Raw genomic sequence first — 24,156 nt, forward strand, 5'->3', positions numbered from 1 at the left:
AAACAGGACGGAGGCCCGCATGACATTCCGCCAGCGCCATCTTCTGGGGATCGAACAGCTTCATCCGGAAGAGATCAAAACCGTTCTGGACCTTGCCGACAGCTATGTTGATCTGAACCGTTCCGCGCAGAAACGGTCGGATGCCCTGGCGGGGCTGACCCAGGTCAACATGTTCTTCGAAAACTCGACCCGCACGCAGGCGTCGTTCGAGATCGCGGGCAAGCGTCTGGGTGCGGATGTGATGAACATGGCGATGCAGGCGTCGTCGATCAAAAAGGGTGAAACGCTGATCGATACGGCGCTGACGCTGAATGCGATGCATCCGGATTTGCTGGTGGTGCGTCATCCGCATTCGGGCGCGGTAAACCTGCTGGCCGAGAAGGTGAATTGCGCGGTTCTGAACGCGGGCGATGGCAAGCACGAACACCCCACGCAGGCGCTTCTGGATGCGTTGACCATCCGGCGCGAGAAGGGCCGGTTGCACCGTTTGACCGTAGCGATCTGCGGCGATATCGCGCATAGTCGCGTGGCGCGGTCGAACCTGATCCTGTTGGGCAAGATGGAAAATCGCGTGCGCCTCGTCGGTCCGCCGACCCTGATGCCCAGCCAGATCGATCAGTTCGGGGTCGAGGTCTACGACGATATGGAGGAAGGTCTGAAAGACGCCGATGTGGTCATGATGCTGCGCCTTCAACGCGAGCGGATGGATGGCGGTTTCATCCCCTCGGAACGCGAATATTACCACCGATATGGCTTGGATGCGGACAAGCTTGCCCACGCCAAGCCTGACGCCATCGTCATGCACCCCGGTCCGATGAACCGGGGGGTCGAGATCGACGGAACGATTGCAGATGACATCAACCGGTCCGTCATTCAGGAACAGGTGGAAATGGGCGTCGCCGTGCGTATGGCGGCGATGGACTTGCTGGCCCGCAACCTGCGCGCCACCCGTGTCGCTGAGCCCGAGGGTGTCTATGTCTGAGCAAGAGTTCGAACTGGAACCCCGTTTGGAAAGCCAGACCGGCCCCGATCTTGAGCCGGGCGAGCGGCTGATCGACAGCTTCTCGGGCAACCTGACCACCTATGTGAAAGAACACGTTCTGCTGGCAGCCCTTGGGTCCGTGCTGATGTCCGGCATCCTGATCTATATGGGCAATCCCCATGCCTGGGCGGGTGTCGTGGGGTCAGTGGCAGCCATTGCCGTGCGGGGCGTCTATGTTGCGCGCGAGCAGTTGGGCTTCACCTGGTATCTGACCAATCGCCGTATGATCGGGCCGGGGGGACGGACCATCCTTCTGGAAAACATCGAGAAGGTGAATGTGATCTTTTCCGCCGCGCAGGTGGTGACGCGGACGGGTGACAAATACATGATGAAATATCAGGCCGATACCAAGGCCACACAGGCCGCGATCAATCTCGCGCGTGGGGTGACGGGGGACACTGCATGACAACGACTTTCACCAATGCGCGCCTGATCGACCCCGAAGCCGGGACCGAGGAAATCGGCAGCCTGACCATCGAAGACGGGGTGATCATCGGCGTCAATGCGGACGAGCAGGGCGTTATCATCGACTGCGGCGGCAAATGTCTGGCGCCCGGCATCGTCGATATAGGTGTGAAAATCGGTGAACCCGGTGAACGTCACAAGGAAAGCTTCCGCAGCGCAGGACTGGCCGCGGCGGCGGGTGGCGTCACCACGATGATCATTCGCCCCGACACGACGCCTTCGGTCGATACGCCGGAAACGCTGGCTTTTGTCGCACGCCGGGCAAGCCAGGCCGCCCCCGTCAATGTGCATTCCATGGCCGCGCTGACCAAAGGTCGCGAGGGGCGCGAGATGGTCGAGATGGGTTTCCTGCTGGACGCAGGTGCGGTGGCGTTCACCGATTGCGACCATGTCGTCACCGACAACAAGGTGTTCGCCCGTGCCATGACCTATGCGCGCAGCCTTGGCGCGTTGATCATCGGCCACCCACAAGACCCGAATATGTCTAAGAGCGCGGCTGTGACCTCGGGCAAGTTTGCCAGCCTGCGCGGATTGCCTGCCGTCAGCCCCATGGCGGAACGCATGGGGCTGGAACGCGATCTGGCCTTGGTCGAGATGACGGGCGTGGCCTATCACGCCGACAATCTGTCCACCGCCCACGCCCTGCCTGCGTTGGAGCGCGCCAAGGCTGCCGGTCTGGACGTGACCGCCGGCGTAAATATCCACCACTTGACCCTGAACGAGCTGGACGTGGGCGACTATCGCACTTTCTTCAAGCTGAAACCGCCGCTTCGGTCCGAGGATGACCGGCTGGCGATGGCGGATGCGGTGGCGCGTGGGGTGATTGATATCATCTCCTCGATGCACACGCCGCAGGACGAAGAAAGCAAGCGCCTGCCGTTTGAGGAGGCCGCGTCCGGCGCGGTTGCGTTGGAAACGCTGCTGCCTGCGGCGATGCGGCTGGTCCATGCCGGGTTGATCGACCTGCCGACGCTATGGCGCGCGCTGTCGCTGAACCCCGCCCGCCGGTTTGGCTTGCCGGGCGGCGAGTTGGTGCAAGGTGCCCCCGCCGACCTTGTGCTGTTCGACCCCGACACCCCCTTTGTGCTGGACAGATTCAAGCTGAACTCGAAATCCAAGAACACGCCCTTTGACGGCGCACGGATGGAGGGGCGCGTGCTGGGCACCTGGGTTGGTGGCGAACGGGTGTTCGGGGGTGACGATGCCTGAGCTGACCACCGCGCTGCCCCTGCTGGCTCTGGTCGCCGTGGCGGGCTATCTGCTTGGGTCCGTGCCATTCGGCATCGTCATGGCACGCCTGTTCGGGCTGGGCGATCTGCGCCAGATCGGGTCGGGAAATATTGGGGCCACCAATGTCTTGCGCACAGGGAACAAACCCGCAGCACTTCTGACCCTGCTGGGCGACGCGGGCAAGGGGGGCGCGGCGGTCCTGCTGGCGCGGGCGCTGGTTGGCGAAGACGCTGCGCAAGTCGCGGGGTTCGCGGCGTTTCTGGGTCATTGCTTCCCGGTGTTTCTGGGATTCAAGGGTGGCAAAGGGGTTGCCACATGGCTGGGCACCATGCTCGCCTTGGCCTGGCCGATCGGACTGGCCGCCTGTGTCACATGGCTTGTGGTGGCGGTGATCTTCCGCTTTTCCTCGCTGGCGGCATTGGCAGCAGCGGCACTGTCGCCGCTATGGGCTCTGTTACTGGGGTTGCCTGCCTATGTGATTCTGTCCATCGCGCTTGCATTGTTGATTTTCCTGCGTCACCGCGCGAACATTGAACGGCTGATCGCCGGGGAAGAACCCCGCATCGGCCGCAAAAAATAACCTGAACAGGGGACAGAATATGAGTTTCATGGAATCGATCAGAACGTGTTTCTCGAAATACGTGACCTTTCAGGGCCGCGCGCAGCGGTCGGAATTCTGGTGGTTTGTGCTGTTCATTCTTGTCGGGCAGTTTGTTCTTGGCATGATCGACAGCGCCCTGTTCGGCACCGTCACGACGATGGAGGGCGGGTTTCAGGCGGAAACAAGCACTCCTGTCCTGTCCGGCCTGTTCAGCCTTGCGACCTTGCTTCCGGGAATATCGGTCACGGTGCGCCGCCTGCACGACACGGATCGCAGCGGCTGGTGGTATTGGCTGGCGCTGATCCCGCTGATCGGGATCATCATCCTGATCGTCTGGTATGCCAGCAAAGGCACGGATGGACCCAACCAGTATGGGCCTGACCCGCTTGGCGGTGGTGGCGATTATTTTGATCCGAACGACGGAACCTATGCCGCCTCTTCGATTCCGCGTACGGGCGATCAGGTCTAATCCACCCGAAACACCTTGTCCCGTGACGTCGCGCCCTGTGTCAGCACAAGGCGCGATTTCGCGATCCCCAGCGCCTGTGCCAACAGCTTGATCACGGCCTTCGTCGCCTTGCCATCTTCCGGCACCGTTGTCACTGAGACGCGCAACTGGCCATCCCGTTCTTCAACCTGATTGCGCGCCGCCTTGGGCGTGACACGCACCGATAGAAGCGCGCCCGGTTTGGCCAAATGGGAAAGTTCGCCTTTCTTCATGGCGCCATCCTGTCGGGCAGGGGTGGACGGTGCAAGCCCTGTGGGCCACTCTGCACGGGAGAACGGAGGCGGACATGACGAAAACGGGTTTCTTCTGGGACGAGAAGTGCTTTTGGCATTCCGGCGGCAATTATGCGGGCAACCTGCCGGTGGGTGGGCTGGTGCAGCCCTTGGCGGCGGGTGGACTGCCCGAAAATCCCGAAACCAAGCGGCGGTTGAAAAACCTCATGGATGTGACCGGACTGACCGGCGCGCTTCACGCCCAATCCGCCCCTGAAGCGACGCGCGAGATGCTGGCACGGGTGCATCCGGCCAACTTTCTGGACGAGTTCAAGCGCGTATCCGACGCGGGTGGGGGTGAGCTGGGTTTGCGCACGCCGTTTGGTCAGGGGGGTTATGAGATTGCGGCCCTGTCGGCGGGTCTGTCCGTTGCCGCGCTGGAGGCCGTTTTGCGTGGCACGGTCGACAACGCCTATGCCCTTTCGCGCCCGCCCGGCCATCATTGCCTGCCTGACTTTCCCAATGGGTTCTGCCTGCTGGCCAATCTCGCCATCGCGATCCGTCATGCGCAGGCCAACCGGTTGGCCAAGCGGTTTGTCGTGCTGGATTGGGACGTGCATCACGGCAACGGGACCGAGGCGATTTTTATCGAAGACCCCGATGTCCTGACGATTTCTTTGCATCAGGAACGCAACTATCCGACCGATACGGGCGATACGGATGTGCGCGGCGAAGGTGCAGGGCAGGGGGCAAACATGAACGTCCCGCTGCCACCGGGGGCAGGTCATGCCACATATCTTGAAGCGATGGAGCGTCTGGTGATCCCTGCCATCCGCGCCCATGAACCCGAGGTGATCGTGATCGCCTGCGGCTATGACGCGGCGCTGATTGATCCGCTCTCCTGTATGCTCGCCACGGCAGACACGTTCCGCCAGATGACCCGCATGGTGATGGAACTGGCTGCCGATCTGTGCGACGGACGCCTGATGATGGCACATGAAGGCGGCTATTCCGAAGTCTATGTGCCCTTTTGCGGCCATGCGGTGCTTGAGGAAATGTCGGGCGTGGAGATCCATGCCCCTGACCCTCTGGCCGAAACCTTCGCCGCGCGCCAGCCGAACGCGCGGATGGTTGGTGCTTTTTCCGATTTGATCACGGAATTGCAGGGTTTTTTCGATGTTAAGTGATGTAACATCTTGACGCGGACCCTCTGACACACGACATGTGCACCAAGCCAGCCGCATTGAGCGGCCAAGCCTGAATTTTGCCAGACCAGGGACAAAACCATGCCTGACCGCAACCAAGCTGCGCTTGATTTTCTACTGACACGCCGTTCGCGCCCAGCCAAGACCCTGACCGGACCCGCCCCGGATCGTGCGGCGCTTGAACCGATCCTGACCGCCGCCGCCCGCAGCCCCGACCACGGCAAACTGGAGCCGTGGCGGTTCATTGTGCTGGAGCGCGGCGCGCTGGACCGGTTGGCGGATTTGGTCGATGTGCGTGGGGCGGATCTGGGCGAAGCACCCGAGCAGATCGCCAAGATGCGTTCCGCCTTCGCCGATAGCCCGCTCGCGGTTGTCGTGGTCTCGGCCCCCGTGGATTCGCCCAAGGTGCCGCAGGTCGAACAACTCTATTCCGCGGGTGCAGTGTGCCTAGCGCTTCTGAACGCTGCACTTGCCTCGGGCTGGGGGGCGAACTGGTTGTCCGGGTGGGCCACCTATGACCGCGATTTCCTGCGCGACGGGCTGGGGCTGGCGGACGGCGAGACCGTGGCCGGGATCATCCATATCGGTACCGAAACAAACGCCCCGCCCGAACGCCCCCGCCCCGACCTGGCGGCCCTGACCACGTGGATGGACACATGATCCTTGATGATTTCTTCCGATCAGTCGCGCAGATGGCAGATCCGCGCTTTCGCAGCGTGTTGATGAAAGGTCTGGCCCTGACGGTCGGGCTTCTGATCGCCATAACAATGGGCATGACATGGCTGGTCGGGTTCTTCGTGCCCGACACGGTGACACTTCCGTTTGTCGGAGATGTATCGTGGATGGATGGTGTCGCTTGGTGGATGACCTCGATCCTGATGGTTGTCCTGTCCGTCGTTTTGATGGTGCCTGTGGCAGGGGCGTTCACCGGCATTTTCCTGGACGACGTGGCAGATGCGGTCGAGGCACGGCACTATCCTAGTCTGCCGCCTGCGCCAGATGTGCCGATGTCCGAAACGATCCGCGACAGCCTTGGATTCTTCGGCGTGATCGTGGGTGTAAACTTGGTCGCCCTGATCCTGTTCTTCTTCGTCGGCCCGCTGGCACCGATCCTGTTCTGGGCCGTGAACGGCTATCTTCTGGGACGCGAGTATTTTCAACTGGCCGCCATGCGCCGCGTGGGGCGGGTGGAAGCGGGTCGCCTTCGGTCGCGCAACAACCTGCAAATCTGGCTGGCGGGCACGCTGATGGCGATCCCGCTGTCCGTGCCGTTGGTCAATTTGCTGATCCCCATTCTGGGCGCGGCGACATTCACTCACCTGTTCCATCGGGTGTCCGCGCGATAGGGGCGGCGGCGCGGCGACATTTTTTCCTGCGGAAGTGATCCGGTTTACAAAGTGCCTCGTATTGAGGTTATGTTGACCCTGACCCTTGATCACCCGAGCACCCGGCCTGCTGCGCCAGCTGTGCGTTGTCTTGAAGGAAAACCGGTGTCGCATAACAAGTCCGAGATTTCTGAACAGACGGTCTTGATGATCGCCGTTCGGGACAATCAGGATCGGGAGGCATTCGGTGCGCTGTTCGATCACTTCGCGCCACGGCTGAAAGGGTTCATCATGCGAACGGGTTGTTCGGCCCCGCAAGCCGAAGAAATCGTGCAGGACGTGATGCTGACCGTGTGGCGCAAAGCGTCGATGTTCGATCCGCACCGTGCGCAGGTGTCGGCCTGGATTTATCAGATCGCCCGCAACCGGCACATCGACATTGTGCGCAAGGAAAGCCGCCCGGTGCCCGAGGAACTGGCCGAGGATCCGGGGGCCGAGCCAGATGCCAGCCAAATTCTGGCTGTCGAGCAGGAAGCCGGAAAACTGAAAGCCGCGCTCTCGTCCTTGCGGCCTGAGCAACGAGACATGATTGAAAAGGCCTATCTGGGCGAATTGACCCATCAGGAGATCAGCGACCAGACTGGCTTGCCACTTGGAACCATCAAATCCCGCATCCGACTTGGGTTGGAGCGGTTGAGACACGAGTTGAAGGGACTGCGCGAATGACCGCAATCACCCATCATATCCCGGACGACATTCTGGCGGCCTATGCTGCGGGCAGTCTTCCACATCACTATGCCGTCGCGGTGGCCAGCCACGTGTCGCTGTGCACACAGTGCCGCGCGTCGCTGGAAGCCCACCAGACCATGGGCGGTGCACTGCTGGAGACAACCGAAGCCGTGGCCGTCTCGGGCAACATGAAAGCCGACCTGCTGGCCCAGCTTGATGCGCCGGCGAAACCCGAGCCTGTCTATTCCCGCCGGGGCATCTATCCCGGTCCGGTGGTCGCGGCGCTGAAAGGGCAGGGCCCGGCGTGGAAATCGTTGGGCATGGGCGTGCGCCAGTCGATACTGTCGCAGGACAAGCACGGCTCGGTGCGGTTGTTGTATATTCCGGGCGGTCAGGCCGTGCCCGATCATGGGCATAACGGGCTTGAGATGACGCTGGTCCTTCAGGGCAGTTTCAGCGATGAAACCGGGCGCTTCGGTGTCGGTGACATCGAGATCGCGAATGAGGATCTTGAACATACACCCATTGCCGACCCGGGTGATCCCTGTATCTGCCTGGCCGCCACCGATGCACCGTTGCGGTTCAATGCGCTCGTGCCGCGTCTGTTGCAGCCGCTGTTCCGGATCTAGGTACCCCTGAAAATCCCCGTACAGAGATAGTGAAAACCGGCGCTGCGGCGTCGTTTTTCCCATTTTTATCAAATGCTTGATTGTATCAAGACTCACGTTCGCGTGACCTTTTGAAACACGGTGAACCGCAGGCAAATTGCGCCCGTATCCCTTTCATAAGTACGAGTTGACCAAGAGGCATTTAGCCCGCCAACAAGGAGAAGACCTTATGAAATCGTTGTTCAAGACCACCGCCGCCGCGCTTGCCATGACCGTTGCCGCGAATGCCGCGCATGCCGACAATATCGTCGAGATCGCGGCTGCCGATGATCGTTTCTCGACCCTGGTTGCGGCTGTGTCGGCTGCTGGGTTGGCCGACACATTGTCCGGCCCCGGTCCGTTCACTGTCTATGCGCCGGTGAACGATGCGTTTGACGCTTTGCCTGACGGCACGGTCGAGACACTTCTGAAACCCGAGAATAAGGGCAAACTGACCGATGTGCTTCTGTACCACGTGGATGATCGCAAGCTGACCGCCGGGATGATCCCGCGTGGGTCAAACTATTTCAAACCGGCGCTGACCAGTGCGCGCCTGTGCATCACGGCAGGAACGGATGGGGTGAAGATCGCCGACAGCACCGGGGACATGGCCAATGTCATCATCGCCGACATCATGGCGGACAACGGTGTAATCCATGTGATCGACAAGGTGCTTTTGCCCGGCGCGCGTCCTGCCTGCCACTGACACCTTTCGGGGTCTCCAAATCAGCGAAAATGCCGCCCCTGCCGGGCGGCATTTTTGTTGCAACGGCAGCAGGAAAGATCTCTATTTTCCGCGATAGACCAGCAGGTCGGGCAAATAGTCCAACAGGCGAATGCCCCAGGAAAACGGGGCGGGGAAGTCGGTGCGGAACCGCGTTTTACGCATCGCCTTCACGACGTGTTTCGCCGCGTCTTCCGGCGACATCAGCATCGGCATCTTGAACGAGTTTTTCTGGGTCAGCCTTGTCTTGATGAAACCCGGATTGACGATCCTGACCACCACGCCCGTGCCTTTCAGGTCGAACCGCAAGGTCTCGGCCAGGCTGACGATGGCGGCTTTGCTGGCGCTGTATCCGATGGATTTGGGCAAGCCGCGATAGCCTGCAAGAGATCCGATCAGGGTGATGTCCCCCCGGCCTTTGGCGACCATGGCTGGCACGACATGACCCATCACATGCATCGCGCCGATAAAGTTGACGTTGCACATCAGCATGGCCGCATCGCGGTCCCAGTCTGCCGCCTGCATCGGGTCATAGGCCCCTGCGATATAGACGACGCCATCAACATCGCCGGCTTGCGAGGCCGCGTCCTGTACAATGTCAGGGTCGGTCACGTCGACCGGAACGACACGGGCGTCGGAAAGCTCATCGGCGAGCTCTTGCAGGCGATCCTGGCTGCGGGCTGACAGGATCAACCTGGCCCCGGCCTTGTCCAGATCATGCGCCATGGCGCGGCCCAGACCTTCGCTTGCGCCAATCAGCCAATAGGTTTTGCCATTGAAGTCAATCATCCATCCGTGCCCCGAAACGTTTCGCTGTCCGATATCAGTGGCTCGGGCGGGGGCGGCTTGCGCAGGAAGGGTGCGCGTTTCAGATACAGGATCAGAGCCTGCCAATAGATCAGCGCCACGACACGCAGCGCCCCGAACGGACGGCGCAGCGCGGCCCATGCCAGCGAGCGGTTGGTGGCGGGGAGCCGGTCGCCGACCAGCGTGGCCAACACCCCCTGATCCCCGTTTTCATAGAGGATGCGGATGTCGAATTTTTCATCGGTCATGCCGAAGTTGAACCGATACTGCCCCTGGACCTTCTGGAACGGCGAGACATGCATCAGCTTTTCGGCCACGATCACATCGCGCTTTTCAATCGGGCGCAGGTCGTCGTGGGCGCAGAAATAGCAGTGCCGGTGTCCAAATGTGTTGTTCACCTCGGCGATGAAGGCGCGCGGTGTGCCGTCTTTGGTGGCGATCCAGAAGCTGACGGGATTGAAGTGGAACCCCAGAAAGCTGGGTTGGGTCAGCAGCCAAAGCTGCAGATTGTCTCTCGGCAGGCCGCGTGCTGCGAGTTCTTCACGAAACCACGCCACGCCGCGCCCGTCACCGCGCGGGCCGCCATGATGCTTGTCCCAGAGGGACCACAGATTGAATCGATTGCGCGACAGCAGCGCAGGAAAGTGGACCTCCTCAAGATCGCTCAGCACAAAATCGACGCCATAGGTGAAGGCGTTTTTCAGCTTGCCGCGCCGTGCGTGCAGCGTGTGGGCTTGGACATGGTCAACCATTTGGACTGATTACGCACCATTTTGGGTTCTGGATCACGAATTTTGCCGGACCTTTGGGAAAAAACACGATTTTCTGGCGGTCTGACTGATCCAAGTCGTTCTGCACGCCGTAATCCCTTCATGTGAATTGCAAAAAAGAGGCGTCAATGCTCGATCAACAGCTCGGCCCGCGTAGGAAGATTGCAATTGTCGGAGGGGGGATATCCGGCCTGTCGGCGGCCTACTATCTTTCGCAACGCCATGATGTCACGATCTACGAAGCTGCGACCCGGCTGGGAGGTCATGCCCGAACCGTGATGGCGGGCAAGAACGGCGATCAGCCGGTAGATACCGGGTTCATCGTGTTCAATTACGTGACCTACCCCTATCTGACGCGTCTGTTTCGCGAACTGGACGTTCCGGTTACGAAAAGTGAGATGAGCTTCGGGGCCAGTATCGACGACGGCTGGCTGGAATACGGGTTGAGCAACCTGAAATGTATCGCGGCGCAGAAGCGCAACCTGCTCAGGCCGCAGTTTTACAAGATGATCGCCGACATCCTGCGTTTCGGAAAGCATGCCGAAGCCGCAGCGGTCGATGACGACAAGACCATCGCCGATCTGGTGGACGAGCTGCGCCTGGGGCAGTGGTTTCGCAACAATTACCTGATGCCGATGTGCGGCGCGATCTGGTCGACCCCTGTGGCCGAGATCGACCAGTTCCCGGCCCGGTCGCTGGTGCGCTTCTTTCGCAATCACGCCCTGCTGGCGGGTCTGGGCGAACACCAGTGGTGGACCGTCAAAGGTGGCAGCATTGAGTATGTAACCCGGCTTGAGGCCGCGTTGCGCGCGCGCGGGGTGTCGATCCGGCTGGGCGCACTGGTCACACGTGTGGCCCGGATGCCCTATGGCGTCACCGTGCAGACCGTGCAGGGCGAGGACAAGGGATATGACGACATCATCCTGGCCTGCCATTCCGATCAGGCGCTGGCCATGCTGGGCGATGGGGCGACCGAACCCGAGGCCGCGGCGCTGGCGCGCATTCGCTATCAACCCAACAAGGCGGTCCTTCATTGCGACCCCGGTCAGATGCCCCGGCGCCGCGCGGCATGGTCCAGCTGGGCTTATCGTTCGCAGGATGGGGCCATTGGCGTCACCTATTGGATGAACAAGCTGCAAGATATCCCCGAAGATGATCCGCTGTTTGTGACCCTGAACCCCTCGCGCCCGATTGCGGCGGACAAGATTTATGACGAGGTGGAATTTTCCCATCCGGTCTTCGACAGGGGCGCCTTGCGCGCGCAGGAGGAATTGCGCGCGATGCAGGGGATGAACCGGACATGGTACGCCGGTGCCTATCACCGCCACGGTTTCCACGAGGACGGCATCGCCAGCGCACTGCGTGTCGTGCAGATGATCAACGACCAACATTCACCGAAAGGAACGGACATTGCGTTTGACGAACAAAGCCCTGAAGTCGGAGTTCCTGTCCACCTGTGAACGGTTGCGGGACGGACAACTGACCCTGCGCACACCCGAGGGCGAGACCTATCATTTTGGGTCTGGCGGGCGGGTCGCAGAGATGCAGATCAACGACTGGGCCGCCGTCTCGGCGATGGCCGCGCATGGGCAGGTCGGGCTGGGCGAGACATATGTGCAGGGCATGTGGGATACCCCGTCGATCGAGGGCCTGATGACCGTCGCCATGCAAAACCGTGACCACCTTGGCAGCTATGATCAGGCAAGCGTTTTCAACCGGGCCAAGTTTCGGTTGGTCGACACCATGTTGCGCGCCAATTCCCGTCGCGGGTCGCGCAAGAACATCCGGTCGCATTACGATGTCGGCAACGAGTTCTATCAGCTGTGGCTGGACGAGGGGATGACCTATTCCTCGGGACTGTTTGCTGACGGAAGCGATGATCTGAGCGCGGCACAGACCCGCAAGAACGCCCGCGCCCTGTCGCGTCTTGGGGCGGGTGATCAGGTGCTGGAAATCGGCTGCGGGTGGGGCGGGTTTGCCGAACAGGCCACACGTCAGGGGCGTGATGTGACCGGCGTCACCATTTCGCGCAACCAGTACAGCTATGCCGATTGCCGTCTGGATGGGCGGGCGGACATTCAACTGCGCGATTATCGCGACATTGATGGCAAATATGACAATATCGTCTCGATCGAGATGATCGAGGCGGTGGGCGCGCGCTATTGGCCCAGTTATTTTTCGGTGCTCAAGAACACGCTGGCCGAAGGCGGGCGGGTGCTGTTGCAGGCGATCACCGTCAAGGATAGTTTCTTTGACACCTACAAGACCTCTTCGGATTACATCCGGCAGTATGTCTTTCCCGGCGGGATGCTGCTGTCGGACAGTGTGATTTCCGATCAGGCCCAGAAGGCTGGGTTGCAGGTTCAGGACAATTTCCACTTTGGTCAGGATTACGCCAAGACCTGTCGTATCTGGGCCGAACGCTTCGCTGCTCAGAAGCGCAGGATCGCCGAGATGGGCTATGGCGAGGCTTTCCAACGCAACTGGCAATATTATCTTGAGATCTGCGCCGCATCCTTCGCGATTGGGCACACCAATGTGGTGCAAGTGGAACTGGCCCATGCGCGCGCGTGACATCATCACAGCTCTGGCCCTGTGGGTCGCTGCGGCGACGCCCATCGCGGCGCAAAGCAAGGTGGTAACGTCCGTCTTGCCGGGGGCCGAGCTGCGCGGCACGGCGACGTTGCGTTTCCTTGGCCTGCCGCTGTATCAGGCGCGGTTGTTCACGCCGGGGGCTGCCCCGCTGGACTGGGGTCAGGATTTCGGGATCGAGCTGACCTATCTGCGCACCCTCACGCAATACGATCTGGTCGAGGCAACCTTGCGCGAGTTCAAGCGCACCGGCGGTGCCCTGCCGCTTGAGGCGCAGTTGAACGCCTGTTTCAAGGCGGTGGCCAAGGGCGACCGGTATCTTGCGATCACGGATGGCGATGACAGGATCGGCTTCTGGCGAAATGGAGCGCGCAGCTGCACCCTGAGCCATCCACAGATCAAACGCCGCTTCATGGGCATATTCGTGGGTGAGAACACAAGGTCGAAATCCTTCACCCGACAGCTTACGGGGTCATGAATGGTTTATCCGCGCGTCAGCCTCTATGCCTTGATGCTGGCTGCGGCGGGCATCCCCTTGTATATCCACCTGCCGCGGTTTGCCTCGGTCAATCTTGGGATCGGGCTGGGGATGATCGGGGTGATCCTCTTGATCATCCGGCTGGTCGATCTGGTGCAGGATCCGCTGTTGGGTTGGGCAATCGACCGCTGGCCAAGCGCGCAACTGCCTTTTGCGATGACCGCCGCCGCCGGGTTGGCCATCGGGTTTCCCATCCTGTTTTCGCTGGAGCCGGGCGGGGCTGTGACGCTCAGGCTGGTGGCGGTGCTGGTTCTTTTGTTTTCGTCTTACAGTCTGGGGATGATCCTGCTGTACGGGCGCAGTGCGACGCTGGCGCGGTCAACAGATGCGCACGACCTGATGACACTTGCCGCCTTTCGCGAGGCCGGGATGTTGGCCGGGGTCATTCTGGCCGCCATCGCCCCTGCGCTGTTCATGGGGCTTGGCGCCAGCGGGCAGGGCTATCCGGCATTCGGGTGGTTTCTGGGCGCCGTGGCCGTCACTGTCGCGCTGGCCAGTCGTCCGATCTGGAAACGCACACCGATTTGCGGCGACGGCCTGAGCCTGCAGGGGTTGGCAAGCGCCGGGGCCTTGCGCTTGCTGATGCTGGCGCTGGTCAACAGCCTGCCTGTCGCGGTCACATCGACCCTGTTTCTGTTCTTTGTCGAAGACCGCCTGCAATTGCCCGGCAAGGCGGGGCCTCTTCTGATCCTGTTCTTCCTCAGCGCGGGGTTGAGCGTGCCGCTCTGGACCCGGCTCAGCCGCCATATCGGCACGAAAATGACGCTTGTCATCTCGATGCCGCTGGCGATCCTTGGCTTTATCGGGGCAGCCATGCTTGCCCCCGGCAATCTTGTCGGCTTTGCGATCATCTGCATTGCGTCCGGGGCGGCGCTGGGGGCGGATATGGTGGTTTTGCCCGCGATGTTCTCGGTCGTGCTGACGCAGGCCGGCCTGAACGCGTCCGCCGCGTTTGGCATCTGGTCGTTCGCGGGCAAGCTGGGCTTGGCACTGGCCGCTTTCGCCGTCCTGCCGCTTCTGGAACATCAGGGCTTCCAGCCCGGTCAAGTGAACAGCAAGGGCGCGCTGACCACCCTGAACATCGCCTATGCCATCGTGCCCTGCATCCTGAAACTTGGCGCCTTCGCCCTTGTGCTGGCGCTTCCATCCGAGAAGGCTTCCCCATGAAACTTCTGACTGCATTCCTTCTTCTGGTTCTGGCGGCAACCTTTGCCAAGACCGTCCTGTTCAGTTTCCGCTCGCAAAGCCCGGATGACTATGCCGATACCGGACCCGCGTTTTCGCTGAAAGATCACCTTTCCGGCAAGTTCGCCTCGGAAGGCCTGATCTTTGGCCCTAACGGCAAGATGACGAACAGTTTCGTCGCCGAGATGGAGGGCAAATGGGATGGTGACACCGGCACCCTGACCGAGCGTTTCACCTATACCAACGGTCGCACCCAGAACCGTAAATGGTTCCTGAAACTGGGCGAGGGCAATGCCTTTACCGCCACCGCTGATGATATCGTGGGCGAGGCGCGGGGCATTGTGGCCGGGTCGACCGTTTCAATCCGCTATCAGATCGTTTTGCCGCCCGAGGCGGGTGGCCACACGCTTTCCGCGACGGACTGGCTTTATCTGACCGAAGACGGCGTCATCATGAACAAATCCGAGATGCGCAAATACGGTCTGAAAGTGGCCGAACTGATCGCCACGATGCGTCCCGTCGATGGAACGAAACCCTGACAGAGGCGTTGAAGAACGTACAAGAACAGTCTTAGCAGAAAGTGTCCCATGTCCCGTCCCGTCCCCTATCTGGCCGTCGCCGTTTTACTTCTGTCGATCTTCTTCGCGGTGTCTCCGTGGTTCAGCAGCAATTTCGCCGGATACTCACCTGACCAGTTCCCCAGCACAGAGACTTTCTGGCCCGTACAGCCGGCAGGATGGACCTTCGGGATCTGGGGGCTGATCTATATTTGGCTGATCGCCGGGGCCGCGTGGGGGGTGTGGAAGGCACCTGAGGAAAAGAACTGGCAGAGGATGCGCCGCCCACTGGCGATCAGCCTGCTGCTGGGTTGCTTTTGGATTGCAGCGGCCAATGCCTCGCCGGTTTGGGCCACGGTGATGATCCTTGTCATGGCGGTGACAGCCATCATGGCGATGCTGCGTGCGGGGGAAAGCGACCCGTGGTGGCAACTCCGTCCCGTTGCGCTTTATGCCGGGTGGCTCACGGCGGCGACCGGCGTTGGCACTGGCGTAGTGCTGGGCGGGTATGAGATTCTGTCCTATCAAACAGCAGCCTTGGTGATGCTTGTCGTCGTGCTGGTCGCCGCGCTTATCGTGCAGTCGCTGCGACCCAGCGCATGGGCGTATCCCGCCGCGATCATCTGGGCCTTGGTGGGTGTAATTGCCGCCAACTGGCCATCGCAGAACTGGCCGGTGATCGGCATCGCGGTGCTTGGTATCGTGCTTCTGGGCTGGCGTGCGGTGTCTGGCGTCAGGGCAGCCTGACACGTGGGTCACACCGGAATGGGCGAGTGTTTCTTGATGTCACGCAGCACCACGTTGGTCTGAGCGCTTTCAACGGCGGTTTGCTGGAACAGGAACCCTTCCAGAAACGCGTTATAGGCGGCAAGGTCGCGGCACAGCACACGCAGGTGGTAATCCGCCTGTCCCGTCGTGGCGAAACACTCCACCACGTCCGGGCGGCGGTTCACGGCCTGAATGAACTCCTCGACCTTGTCGGGGTCGTGACGTGTCAGTTGCACATGCACAATCGCCTGAAAACTCAGCCCGGCGCGGGCGGGGTTCAGATAGGCCCCGTATCGCTCGATGATCTTCGCATCCTCCAGCGCACGCACCTTGCGCCAGCAGGCCGAGGTCGACATCCCCACCGCGTGCGCCAGTTCAGCGTTCGAGATCGTGCTGTCGCGTTGCAGAAGCTCCAGAATACGGCGATCCTTGGCGTCAAGGTTCATGGTAGAATTATCCTGATACAATTCAGAAAGTGGTAAGATTTCTCATAATCGGCATCCTATACGGCCCCGAAAGGTATGATCAACCAAGTCACTTGAAATATCCTTGCAGGGAATCTGTGGAGCCAGCCATGACACGCCAAGACCCTGAATTTTCGACCTATCAGCTTTCTGACCGATACGCGCGCCAATCGGGCCGCGTCTTTCTGACCGGCACGCAGGCGTTGGTGCGTATCATGCTGGATCAGGCGCGACGCGACCGGGCGGCGGGGCTGAACACGGCGGGCTTCATTTCCGGCTATCGCGGGTCGCCCTTGGGCGGGCTGGACCTTGAATTGTGGCGCGAGAAGAAGCGCGTGGCCGAGCACAACATCACTTTCCTGCCAGCCGTGAACGAAGATCTTGGCGCCACCGCCGTTCTGGGCGCCCAACAGGCCAGCCTTGATCCCGATTGCGAGGTCGAGGGCGTGTTTTCCATGTGGTATGGCAAAGGGCCGGGGGTGGACCGGTCGGGCGACGCGCTGAAGCATGGCAACGCCTATGGCTCGGCCCCGAAAGGCGGGGTGCTGGTGGTGGCGGGCGATGACCACGGCTGTGTGTCGTCCTCCATGCCGCACCAGTCCGACGTGGCCTTCATGTCGTGGTTTATGCCAACGCTGAACCCGGCATCAGTGGCAGAGTATCTGGCCTTTGGCGAATATGGCATCGCGCTGTCGCGGTTCAGCGGCACCTGGGTCGGGTTCAAGGCGATCTCGGAAACGGTCGAGTCCGGTCAATCCGTTGAATTGCGGCCAGATCGCCAGTTCATCTATCCCGAGATCGAGGTGCCCCCCGGTGGGTTGCATGTGCGCTTGGCCGACCTGCCCAGCCCTGAAATCGAGACACGGATCGGTCACAAGCTGGCCGCCGTACGCGCCTTTGTCGAAGCCAACCCGATCGACAAGGCGATCTATGACATCAAGGACGCGACCTTCGGGTTCGTCACCACCGGCAAAGGTCATCTGGATCTGATGGAGGCCTTGCGCCTGTTGGGCGTGGACGAGGCCAAATGCCACGCGCTGGGCATCGACATCTACAAGATCGGTATGGTCTGGCCGCTGGATCGCCGCGATGCGCTGGACTTTGTACGCGGCAAGACCGAGGTGCTGGTGGTCGAGGAAAAACGCGGCATCATCGAAAGTCAGTTCAAGGAATATTTCTATGACTGGCCCGGCACAAAACCCGAACGGATGGTCGGGAAATACGACAGCCAGGGCGAGCCGCTAATCCCCTGGACGGGCGAGTTGAGCCCGCTGTTGCTGGTGCCCATCGTGGCGGCCCGTCTGGACAAGGTCTTTCCCGGCGAAACCTTCACGACAAGGGCCAAGGCGTTGACGGCTGAACCGCCCTGCATCCTGAAAACCGATGGGGCCACGCGCACTCCTTACTTCTGTTCGGGTTGCCCGCACAACACGTCGACCAAGGTGCCCGAGGGCAGTGTTGCAGCGTCGGGCATCGGGTGCCACGTGATGGCAAGTTGGATGGACCGCAACACCACCGGCTATGCGCAGATGGGTGGCGAGGGTGTGCCTTGGGTTGCGCGATCGCGCTTCAACGGCGGCAAACACATCTTTCAGAATCTGGGCGAGGGCACGTGGTATCATTCGGGGTCCCTGGCGATCCGGCAAGCGATCGCTGCTGGCACCAACATCACCTACAAGATCCTCTATAATGACGCGGTGGCGATGACTGGTGGACAGCCGGTGGATGGACCGGTCAGCGTGGTGGGGATCATACAGACCTGCCGCGCCGAAGGGGTACAGCGGATCGCGCTTGTGTCCGACAATATTGGCAAGTTCACCCGGTCCGAGTTTCCCAGTGGAGTCACCTTCCATGACCGGTCCGAAATGGATCAGGTGCAGCGTGAACTGCGTGAGATCTCTGGCGTCACGGTGCTGGTTTATGAACAGACCTGCGCCACGGAAAAACGCCGCCGCCGCAAGCGCGGCACAATGGACGACCCGAAAACGGTGCCCTACATCAACCCGCTGGTCTGCGAAGGCTGTGGCGATTGTTCGGTCGAAAGCAACTGTCTGAGCGTCGAGCCGCTGGAAACCGAGTTTGGCCGCAAACGCAAGATCAACCAGTCCAGTTGCAACAAGGACATGTCCTGCCTGAACGGGTTTTGCCCCAGTTTCGTGACGATCGAAGGGGCGACGCGGCGCAAGCGGGATACATCCGGACTGGATGTGGCGGCGATGCTGAAGGGTGTGGGGCAACCTGATTTGCCCGACATTACCGAACCTTACGATCTGTTGGTCACAGGCGTTGGCGGCACGGGCGTCGTCACGGTGGGCGCCCTGATTACCATGGCGGCTCATCTGGAAGGCAAAGGGTCCAGCGTGCTGGACTTCACCGGGTTTGCGCAGAAATTCGGCACGGTGCTCAGCTATATCCGGCTGGGTGCGGCCCCAGACAAGGTGCATCAGGTAAGGATTGATACGGGGTCGGCGGATGCGGTGATCGGCTGCGATATGGTCGTGTCGTCCTCGCCCAAAGCATCGGTGCACTATCGCCCCGGCAGCAAGGTGGTGCTGAACCGGGCCGAGATGCCGACCGGCGACCTTGTCCTGTCGCGTGACGCGAGCCTGCGGATTGACACGCGCGAACCCTCGATCCGCGCGGCGGTGGGGACGGACAACGTGTCGGGACTTGATGCGAACCTTGCTGCCGAGACTTTGTTAGGCGATGCCGTCTATGCCAACGTGATCATGCTGGGCTACGCGTGGCAAACGGGGCTGGTCCCGGTGTCCGAAACCGCGCTGAAACAGGCCATTGAGCTGAACGGCGTGAAGATTGCCGAGAATGCCCGCGCCTTCGATCTTGGCCGTGTGCTGGCCGCCGCGCCGGACCGCGTGCCGCTGACCGACCCGAAACCGGATACACCCAAGGCACCTGCCGATCTGATCGAGAAACGCGCCGCCTTCCTGACAGATTATCAGGACGCCGCCTATGCCGACCGTTACCGTGACACATTGAACCGGTTCGGGGCGGGTTTGCCCGAAGAGATGCGGGACGAGGTGTTGACCGTCGCGGCGAAGGGTCTGTTCAAGCTCATGTCCTATAAGGATGAATACGAAGTCGCGCGGCTGCATACGCGCACAGGGTTCGACGCGCGGTTGGAGCAAGAATTTGAACCCGGTTTTACCGTCAAATACCACTTTGCCCCGCCGCTTCTGCCCTTGGGCAAGGACGCGCGGGGACGACCGCGCAAACGCGCCTTCGGTGCATGGATGACGCCGGTTCTGACCCAGCTTGCACGTCTCAAAACCCTGCGTGGCACGGTGTTCGACCCGTTTGGCTACACCGCCGAACGCCGTGAAGAAGTGGCGTTGATCGGTTGGTACGAGGATGGCCTTGCGCAGCTCACCGGAAAGATCACCAAGGACAATCTTGACGACGCGATGACCTTTCTGTCCGCCCCGCTGGAGATGCGCGGTTACGGCCCGGTCAAGCGCGATGCGGTGGCAACGCAGAAACCGATCGCGGATGCCGCGATAGAGCGGGTGTCGGCAGGCTGATCCACACGGTCTTGTGTTGTGAGGCGCGTCGGTTTTTGATCCAACCCGCGCGCCTTTCCCGTATTAAGGTCCAAACGTCCCGCAAGACGAAGGAGCACATCATGGGATTGCTGCAAGACGGCAAATGGGTCGACAGATGGTATGATACGAAGTCCACTGGCGGACGGTTCAAACGCAAGGACGCACAGTTTCGCAACTGGGTCACCGCGGATGGATCGGCGGGCCCCAGCGGGGAAGCCGGGTTCAAGGCGGAACCGGATCGTTACCATCTTTATGTCTCGCTGGCCTGCCCGTGGGCGCATCGCACACTGATCTTTCGCGCACTGAAAGGGCTGGAGCAGATGATCCCGATCTCGGTCGTGCACTGGCATATGGCCGAGAATGGCTGGACCTTCCACCCGGTCGAAGGCGGTGTGCCTGACACGGTGAACGGGGCCGAGTTCATGCATCAGATCTATACCACCGCAGACCCCCACTACTCGGGCCGGGTGACGGTGCCGGTTCTGTGGGACAAGAAGAACAAGACCATCGTGTCCAATGAAAGCTCGGAAATCATCCGCATGTTCAACACGGCTTTCGACGGCATCGGGGCGAAGGAGGGAGATTTCTATCCCGCGCCGCTGCGTGACGACATCGACGCGCTGAATGACCGGATATATGACACCGTGAACAACGGGGTCTACAAGGCGGGCTTTGCCACGTCGCAAGACGCCTATGAAGAAGCGGTCGTGCCATTGTTCGATACGCTGGATTTTCTGGAACAACGATTGGCCACGCAGCGATACCTGACCGGATCAACAATCACCGAGGCTGACTGGCGCCTGTTCACCACGCTTGTGCGCTTTGATCCCGTCTATGTCGGGCATTTCAAATGCAACCTGCGCCGGATCGTCGATTATCCGAACCTGTGGGGGTATCTTCGCGACCTGTATCAACAGCCGGGCGTGGCAGCGACCGTCAACATGACGCATATCAAGCACCACTATTACGGCAGTCATGACACCATCAACCCCAGCGGGGTGGTGCCGATGGGGCCGGATCTTGACCTTGACGAACCGCATGGGCGCGCGGCGTTGGGCTAACGGCCGTTCATCGCGTATGCGCACTTTCCGGCAAGCGTAGCGTCCGCGCCGCGCTTGACCAGTTATTTCCTGAACTTCCGGGTCGCCGCTTGCCTCCTGTCTTTGCCGCATCATAATCTGCCCGAAACAGAACAGATCTGCCCCCTCGCGGCGGCGGAACAGGATTTGGGGCACAGAGCAAATGGCAGGATCAAGCCGCGACACGCTGCTGGATGACAGCAGCCCGGTGCACCGGGACCGGCCCTTGATCACGTTGATCATTCCCGTGTTCAACGAAGAGCAAAGCATTCCTGTCTTTCTGGACCGCACCACCGCGGCATTGGAACCGTTGCGCGGGCGATTTGACGTCGAATACCTGTTCGTGAATGACGGTAGCCGTGATGCGACCGAGCGGACCATTCTGGCCTCCCGCAAGGATCGGCCCGAAATCTCGCTGGTGAACCTGTCGCGTAATTTCGGGAAAGAGGCCGCCCTGTCCGCCGGATTGACCCATGCGCGTGGCGACGCCGCCATTCCCATCGACGTGGATCTGCAAGACCCGCCCGAGGTGATCCTGCAAATGGTCCGGAAATGGCAGGACGGCGCCAAGGTGGTCAACGCCCGCCGCGCCCGCCGCGACGCCGACACATGGGCCAAGCGGACCAGTGCCGGGTTGTTTTATCGATTGTTCAACGTGCTGGCCGATCACCCCATTCCCACCGGTGTCGGCGATTTTCGCCTGCTGGATCGCGAGGTCGTGGACGCCATATGTGCAATGGGCGAACGATCGCGTTTCAACAAGGCGATCTTCAGTTGGGTGGGGTTCGAAACCACCGAGGTCGAATATGACCGCCCCGCCCGCGCCGAGGGCGACAGCCAATGGTCATACTGGAAGCTGTGGAAACTGGCGCTGGACGGTATCTTCGCCTCGTCCACCACGCCCCTCAGGATCTGGACCTATGTGGGCCTGTCCATGGCGGTCGCGTCCCTGTTTTACTCTGCCTTCCTGTTTTTTCGAACCCTCCTCTTGGGGGTCGACACGCCCGGCTATGCCTCGACCGCGATCCTGATCCTGACCTTTGGCGGCATGAACATGTTCGCGCTGGGCATCATCGGGGAATATGTTGGCCGGATCTATACCGAAGTGCGCCAACGCCCGCTGTATATCGTGCGGTCGTACATTCAGCAGAAAGAAAACTGAAGTTTCAGAAGCGGTGGGCGATGTGCAAACTTTGATCGGAAACGAAATAGCCATTCTGCTTTCATAAATTCTCCTTATTTGAAGCTCTATATCTGCGCCGAACGGCAATGGAACCGAAAGGCTTGTTTACGTGACAGCACAATTAATCCGATTCATCGGGGTTGGTGGATTAGCCACATTTATCCATGTCGCCACGGCCTCTATCGTGTTTCAATCCTTTTCCTTTCAAGACATATGGGCGAACTTTGTCGGATTCTGTGTGGCGGTTGTTGTGTCCTACGCGGGCCATTCACGATTTACCTTTGCATCTGCCGATGGTCAGAACGGACAGTTCAGTCGGTTTTTGTTCGTCGCCTTGTCCGGCTTGATGGCAAGCAGCACAATTGTATGGCTCGTGGATGCCTCTGGTAGCGGGTTTTATTTCGCCATGGTTCTCGTCGTGTTTTTTGTGCCCATCACGACATTTCTGGCGATGAAATTCTGGGTCTTCTCGCATCGGGAAACCGTCGTGCTTCCGTCTGGACCAATGGTACTGACAGCACTTTCTGCGACCTTTATGTTTCTGATCATCTATTGGAACTGGCCAGTTAACCACGATACAGCGTGGTATCTTGTGGCCACCCGAAAAATGCTGAATGGTGCACAGCTTTATGTCGATATCATTGAAGTAAACCCGCCGCTGAATTTCTATTATACAGTTTTGGCGCTGTATATCGCGGATCTTCTGGGTATCAGCGACTCGAACGGACAGTATCTTGCCGTCGCGGCGCTTTACTTTGTCAGCTTGTTGTGGACAGGGGCAATCCTTCGGAAAGTATCGCACTTGTCTAATGGTAGACTAAACGTGTTTTTTTGTTTCATCGCACTGGTCTACGTTCTGGCCGCAGCAAGCGAAATTGCGCAACGCGACCATCTCTTGGTGCTTTTCCTTTCCCCGTGGGTCGTCAGCTATCTTTCCAGCAACGAAACACCACCTTCGCTGGCAAGTAGTGCGTTTGCCGCGGCAGGTGTATGTTTGAAACCCTTTTTTCTGGTATTCCCGCTTGTCCTGTTTGTGCGTGATATTTGGCGCGCCCGTTCTCTGCGGCCGTTTTTGTATCCACATTATCTGATGATGCTGGCAATTGGTGCCGCATATGTGGTGTTCGTCAAAACGGTTCACGCGGAGTATCTGGAAGACATCGCTCCAATGGCCGTTCATGTTTATGGGGCGTTCAAGAAAAGCACCATCGGCGTACTTGCCAGTCAGTCACTGCCGCTCATCCTGTGCGGGGTTGCGTTATTGTCGTTACTGGCATTTTACCCGTCACGTGTGAACGTTTTTCTTATTCTCGCTATTGCGGGCTTTGTTTGTTACTTGGTGCAAAGTACGGGATTCCACTATCATCTGGTTCCGCTCTTCTGTTTCACATTGCTGGGTACTGCATGGCTGTTGCTGACAACGGAAAGGTTTACTTTTCACCTAATCCCCGCCTTGATGGCGTGCGGGCTTTTGCTGATCGGGTTGTGGCAGACTGGCAGGTATGAAAGTCAGTATACGGACGAAGTTGTGGATCAAATTCAGGAATTCGGTCCCATCGCAAGCCTGATGGCCGCGTCAACCTTGATAGACCCCGGTGCACCCGTTGCCTTGAGGTTGGGGATAGATTGGGTCAGCAGATACCCGCATAATTGGCTTTATCCCGGAGCAATTAATACACTTGCAGAAACAGATTGCGTTGCCGAAGCAGAGTATTGTGCGTTGCTCGAAGGCTTCGCTGAAAGGAATAGACGTGGCAATCTGGATGACATCATCCGGTACAAGCCAGACGTGATCGTTGTTGATCGTATCATTGAAAGGCTCGCTCGTGGCTCGTTCACATGGAAAACCTTCATGGAGGCTGACCCCCGGTTTGGTGATGTGATGAAAGACTACGAACTGGTGCATTCAACCCGTGAGATCGATTACTTCTTGCGAAAAGTAAACTGATCACAAGTAAAGAAAAA

25 protein-coding genes are annotated in these 24,156 nt (G+C 59.9%); 21 read left to right on the plus strand and 4 right to left on the minus strand.

Annotated features, from left to right (window positions below; all coding sequences use genetic code 11):
- Window positions 1-19 precede the first annotated feature (19 nt).
- From IE188_RS08320 to IE188_RS08340, 5 genes are read left to right on the plus strand one after another with little or no spacing between them, the layout of a single operon-like run.
- Entirely contained in the window at window positions 20-982 is a 963-nt protein-coding gene (locus IE188_RS08320; protein ID WP_191286030.1) for an aspartate carbamoyltransferase catalytic subunit, read from the plus strand.
- Window positions 975-1,448 (plus strand): hypothetical protein, encoded by a 474-nt coding sequence (locus tag IE188_RS08325; protein ID WP_191286031.1) that lies wholly within the window; start codon window positions 975-977, stop codon window positions 1,446-1,448. Before IE188_RS08320 ends, IE188_RS08325 begins: the two co-directional genes overlap by 8 nt.
- Entirely contained in the window at window positions 1,445-2,716 is a 1,272-nt protein-coding gene (pyrC, locus tag IE188_RS08330) for a dihydroorotase (RefSeq protein ID WP_191286032.1), read from the plus strand. Before IE188_RS08325 ends, pyrC begins: the two co-directional genes overlap by 4 nt.
- Window positions 2,709-3,317: a glycerol-3-phosphate 1-O-acyltransferase PlsY gene (gene plsY / locus IE188_RS08335; protein WP_191286033.1), complete on the plus strand. Its 609-nt coding sequence runs from the start codon at window positions 2,709-2,711 to the stop codon at window positions 3,315-3,317. The genes pyrC and plsY overlap by 8 nt, the downstream gene beginning before the upstream one ends.
- Before the next feature lie 19 nt (window positions 3,318-3,336).
- Window positions 3,337-3,807: a DUF805 domain-containing protein gene (locus IE188_RS08340; RefSeq protein WP_191286034.1), complete on the plus strand. Its 471-nt coding sequence runs from the start codon at window positions 3,337-3,339 to the stop codon at window positions 3,805-3,807.
- Here IE188_RS08340 and IE188_RS08345 read toward each other — a convergent pair.
- The gene (locus IE188_RS08345) at window positions 3,804-4,058 is read right to left on the minus strand and encodes a DUF167 domain-containing protein (protein WP_191286035.1); all 255 of its coding nucleotides are present in this window, start codon (window positions 4,056-4,058) and stop codon (window positions 3,804-3,806) included. The genes IE188_RS08340 and IE188_RS08345 overlap by 4 nt on opposite strands.
- Before the next feature lie 74 nt (window positions 4,059-4,132).
- On the opposite strand from IE188_RS08345, the gene IE188_RS08350 reads away from it, so the two are divergent.
- The 6 genes from IE188_RS08350 to IE188_RS08375 all read left to right on the plus strand — a co-directional run bounded on the left by IE188_RS08350 (window position 4,133) and on the right by IE188_RS08375 (window position 8,670).
- Window positions 4,133-5,245, plus strand: a complete 1,113-nt coding sequence (locus tag IE188_RS08350; RefSeq protein WP_191286036.1) for a class II histone deacetylase — start codon at window positions 4,133-4,135, stop codon at window positions 5,243-5,245.
- Window positions 5,246-5,344: 99 nt separating this feature from the next.
- Window positions 5,345-5,923 carry a nitroreductase family protein gene (locus IE188_RS08355; protein WP_191286037.1) on the plus strand — a complete coding sequence of 193 codons (579 nt, stop codon included), beginning with the start codon at window positions 5,345-5,347 and terminating at the stop codon, window positions 5,921-5,923.
- A complete protein-coding gene (locus tag IE188_RS08360) occupies window positions 5,920-6,609 on the plus strand; it encodes an EI24 domain-containing protein (protein WP_191286038.1) in 690 nt (229 codons plus the stop codon). Before IE188_RS08355 ends, IE188_RS08360 begins: the two co-directional genes overlap by 4 nt.
- A gap of 69 nt (window positions 6,610-6,678) precedes the next feature.
- Window positions 6,679-7,314: a sigma-70 family RNA polymerase sigma factor gene (locus IE188_RS08365; protein WP_191286039.1), complete on the plus strand. Its 636-nt coding sequence runs from the start codon at window positions 6,679-6,681 to the stop codon at window positions 7,312-7,314.
- Entirely contained in the window at window positions 7,311-7,946 is a 636-nt protein-coding gene (locus IE188_RS08370; protein ID WP_191286040.1) for a ChrR family anti-sigma-E factor, read from the plus strand. Before IE188_RS08365 ends, IE188_RS08370 begins: the two co-directional genes overlap by 4 nt.
- A 208-nt stretch (window positions 7,947-8,154) precedes the next feature.
- Window positions 8,155-8,670 carry a fasciclin domain-containing protein gene (locus tag IE188_RS08375; protein ID WP_191286041.1) on the plus strand — a complete coding sequence of 172 codons (516 nt, stop codon included), beginning with the start codon at window positions 8,155-8,157 and terminating at the stop codon, window positions 8,668-8,670.
- Window positions 8,671-8,751: 81 nt separating this feature from the next.
- Here IE188_RS08375 and IE188_RS08380 read toward each other — a convergent pair whose 3' ends face one another.
- Window positions 8,752-9,477 carry an SDR family NAD(P)-dependent oxidoreductase gene (locus tag IE188_RS08380; RefSeq protein WP_191286042.1) on the minus strand — a complete coding sequence of 242 codons (726 nt, stop codon included), beginning with the start codon at window positions 9,475-9,477 and terminating at the stop codon, window positions 8,752-8,754.
- Complete coding sequence (locus tag IE188_RS08385) at window positions 9,474-10,247, minus strand: DUF1365 domain-containing protein (RefSeq protein WP_191286043.1); 774 nt, start codon at window positions 10,245-10,247, stop codon at window positions 9,474-9,476. The genes IE188_RS08380 and IE188_RS08385 overlap by 4 nt, the downstream gene beginning before the upstream one ends.
- 146 nt (window positions 10,248-10,393) lie before the next feature.
- On the opposite strand from IE188_RS08385, the gene IE188_RS08390 reads away from it, so the two are divergent.
- The 6 genes from IE188_RS08390 to IE188_RS08415 are packed head-to-tail and all read left to right on the plus strand — an operon-like array spanning window position 10,394 to window position 15,884.
- Window positions 10,394-11,725: an NAD(P)/FAD-dependent oxidoreductase gene (locus IE188_RS08390; protein WP_191286044.1), complete on the plus strand. Its 1,332-nt coding sequence runs from the start codon at window positions 10,394-10,396 to the stop codon at window positions 11,723-11,725.
- Window positions 11,676-12,839 carry an SAM-dependent methyltransferase gene (locus IE188_RS08395; protein WP_191286045.1) on the plus strand — a complete coding sequence of 388 codons (1,164 nt, stop codon included), beginning with the start codon at window positions 11,676-11,678 and terminating at the stop codon, window positions 12,837-12,839. Before IE188_RS08390 ends, IE188_RS08395 begins: the two co-directional genes overlap by 50 nt.
- Window positions 12,826-13,335, plus strand: a complete 510-nt coding sequence (locus IE188_RS08400) for a hypothetical protein (protein WP_229836648.1) — start codon at window positions 12,826-12,828, stop codon at window positions 13,333-13,335. Before IE188_RS08395 ends, IE188_RS08400 begins: the two co-directional genes overlap by 14 nt.
- The gene (locus tag IE188_RS08405) at window positions 13,336-14,562 is read left to right on the plus strand and encodes an MFS transporter (RefSeq protein ID WP_191286046.1); all 1,227 of its coding nucleotides are present in this window, start codon (window positions 13,336-13,338) and stop codon (window positions 14,560-14,562) included.
- A complete protein-coding gene (locus IE188_RS08410) occupies window positions 14,559-15,119 on the plus strand; it encodes a DUF3833 domain-containing protein (protein ID WP_191286047.1) in 561 nt (186 codons plus the stop codon). Before IE188_RS08405 ends, IE188_RS08410 begins: the two co-directional genes overlap by 4 nt.
- A gap of 48 nt (window positions 15,120-15,167) precedes the next feature.
- Complete coding sequence (locus IE188_RS08415; RefSeq protein ID WP_191286048.1) at window positions 15,168-15,884, plus strand: TspO/MBR family protein; 717 nt, start codon at window positions 15,168-15,170, stop codon at window positions 15,882-15,884.
- An 8-nt stretch (window positions 15,885-15,892) separates the two neighbouring features.
- On the opposite strand, the gene IE188_RS08420 is transcribed toward IE188_RS08415, so the two are convergent.
- Window positions 15,893-16,351, minus strand: coding sequence for an Lrp/AsnC family transcriptional regulator (locus tag IE188_RS08420; RefSeq protein ID WP_191286049.1), 459 nt, complete (start codon window positions 16,349-16,351; stop codon window positions 15,893-15,895).
- Window positions 16,352-16,479: 128 nt separating this feature from the next.
- On the opposite strand from IE188_RS08420, the gene IE188_RS08425 reads away from it, so the two are divergent.
- The 4 genes from IE188_RS08425 (at window position 16,480) to IE188_RS08440 (ending at window position 24,139) form a co-directional block, all read left to right on the plus strand.
- Complete coding sequence (locus tag IE188_RS08425) at window positions 16,480-19,908, plus strand: indolepyruvate ferredoxin oxidoreductase family protein (RefSeq protein WP_191286050.1); 3,429 nt, start codon at window positions 16,480-16,482, stop codon at window positions 19,906-19,908.
- A gap of 101 nt (window positions 19,909-20,009) precedes the next feature.
- The gene (locus IE188_RS08430; RefSeq protein ID WP_191286051.1) at window positions 20,010-20,990 is read left to right on the plus strand and encodes a glutathione S-transferase family protein; all 981 of its coding nucleotides are present in this window, start codon (window positions 20,010-20,012) and stop codon (window positions 20,988-20,990) included.
- Between the two features lie 181 nt (window positions 20,991-21,171).
- Window positions 21,172-22,170, plus strand: coding sequence for a glycosyltransferase family 2 protein (locus tag IE188_RS08435; RefSeq protein ID WP_191286052.1), 999 nt, complete (start codon window positions 21,172-21,174; stop codon window positions 22,168-22,170).
- Between the two features lie 130 nt (window positions 22,171-22,300).
- The gene (locus tag IE188_RS08440; protein WP_191286053.1) at window positions 22,301-24,139 is read left to right on the plus strand and encodes a GtrA family protein; all 1,839 of its coding nucleotides are present in this window, start codon (window positions 22,301-22,303) and stop codon (window positions 24,137-24,139) included.
- The last annotated feature ends 17 nt before the right edge of the window (window positions 24,140-24,156 follow it).

The sequence above is a fragment of the Aliiroseovarius zhejiangensis genome (assembly GCF_014656375.1).
GTDB lineage: Bacteria > Pseudomonadota > Alphaproteobacteria > Rhodobacterales > Rhodobacteraceae > Aliiroseovarius > Aliiroseovarius zhejiangensis.

Coding starts and splice junctions, on each gene's coding strand:
- pyrC (WP_191286032.1), top strand. CDS start 1,445: ATGACAACGACTTTCACCAATGCGCGCCTGATCGACCCCGAAGCCGGG.
- IE188_RS08380 (WP_191286042.1), bottom strand. CDS start 9,477: ATGATTGACTTCAATGGCAAAACCTATTGGCTGATTGGCGCAAGCGAA.
- IE188_RS08435 (WP_191286052.1), top strand. CDS start 21,172: ATGGCAGGATCAAGCCGCGACACGCTGCTGGATGACAGCAGCCCGGTG.
- IE188_RS08415 (WP_191286048.1), top strand. CDS start 15,168: ATGTCCCGTCCCGTCCCCTATCTGGCCGTCGCCGTTTTACTTCTGTCG.
- IE188_RS08430 (WP_191286051.1), top strand. CDS start 20,010: ATGGGATTGCTGCAAGACGGCAAATGGGTCGACAGATGGTATGATACG.
- IE188_RS08350 (WP_191286036.1), top strand. CDS start 4,133: ATGACGAAAACGGGTTTCTTCTGGGACGAGAAGTGCTTTTGGCATTCC.
- IE188_RS08365 (WP_191286039.1), top strand. CDS start 6,679: ATGTTGACCCTGACCCTTGATCACCCGAGCACCCGGCCTGCTGCGCCA.
- IE188_RS08390 (WP_191286044.1), top strand. CDS start 10,394: ATGCTCGATCAACAGCTCGGCCCGCGTAGGAAGATTGCAATTGTCGGA.
- IE188_RS08410 (WP_191286047.1), top strand. CDS start 14,559: ATGAAACTTCTGACTGCATTCCTTCTTCTGGTTCTGGCGGCAACCTTT.
- IE188_RS08405 (WP_191286046.1), top strand. CDS start 13,336: ATGGTTTATCCGCGCGTCAGCCTCTATGCCTTGATGCTGGCTGCGGCG.
- IE188_RS08340 (WP_191286034.1), top strand. CDS start 3,337: ATGAGTTTCATGGAATCGATCAGAACGTGTTTCTCGAAATACGTGACC.
- IE188_RS08355 (WP_191286037.1), top strand. CDS start 5,345: ATGCCTGACCGCAACCAAGCTGCGCTTGATTTTCTACTGACACGCCGT.
- IE188_RS08375 (WP_191286041.1), top strand. CDS start 8,155: ATGAAATCGTTGTTCAAGACCACCGCCGCCGCGCTTGCCATGACCGTT.
- IE188_RS08420 (WP_191286049.1), bottom strand. CDS start 16,351: ATGAACCTTGACGCCAAGGATCGCCGTATTCTGGAGCTTCTGCAACGC.
- IE188_RS08320 (WP_191286030.1), top strand. CDS start 20: ATGACATTCCGCCAGCGCCATCTTCTGGGGATCGAACAGCTTCATCCG.
- IE188_RS08345 (WP_191286035.1), bottom strand. CDS start 4,058: ATGAAGAAAGGCGAACTTTCCCATTTGGCCAAACCGGGCGCGCTTCTA.
- IE188_RS08425 (WP_191286050.1), top strand. CDS start 16,480: ATGACACGCCAAGACCCTGAATTTTCGACCTATCAGCTTTCTGACCGA.
- IE188_RS08385 (WP_191286043.1), bottom strand. CDS start 10,247: ATGGTTGACCATGTCCAAGCCCACACGCTGCACGCACGGCGCGGCAAG.
- IE188_RS08370 (WP_191286040.1), top strand. CDS start 7,311: ATGACCGCAATCACCCATCATATCCCGGACGACATTCTGGCGGCCTAT.
- IE188_RS08400 (WP_229836648.1), top strand. CDS start 12,826: ATGCGCGCGCGTGACATCATCACAGCTCTGGCCCTGTGGGTCGCTGCG.
- IE188_RS08325 (WP_191286031.1), top strand. CDS start 975: ATGTCTGAGCAAGAGTTCGAACTGGAACCCCGTTTGGAAAGCCAGACC.
- plsY (WP_191286033.1), top strand. CDS start 2,709: ATGCCTGAGCTGACCACCGCGCTGCCCCTGCTGGCTCTGGTCGCCGTG.
- IE188_RS08360 (WP_191286038.1), top strand. CDS start 5,920: ATGATCCTTGATGATTTCTTCCGATCAGTCGCGCAGATGGCAGATCCG.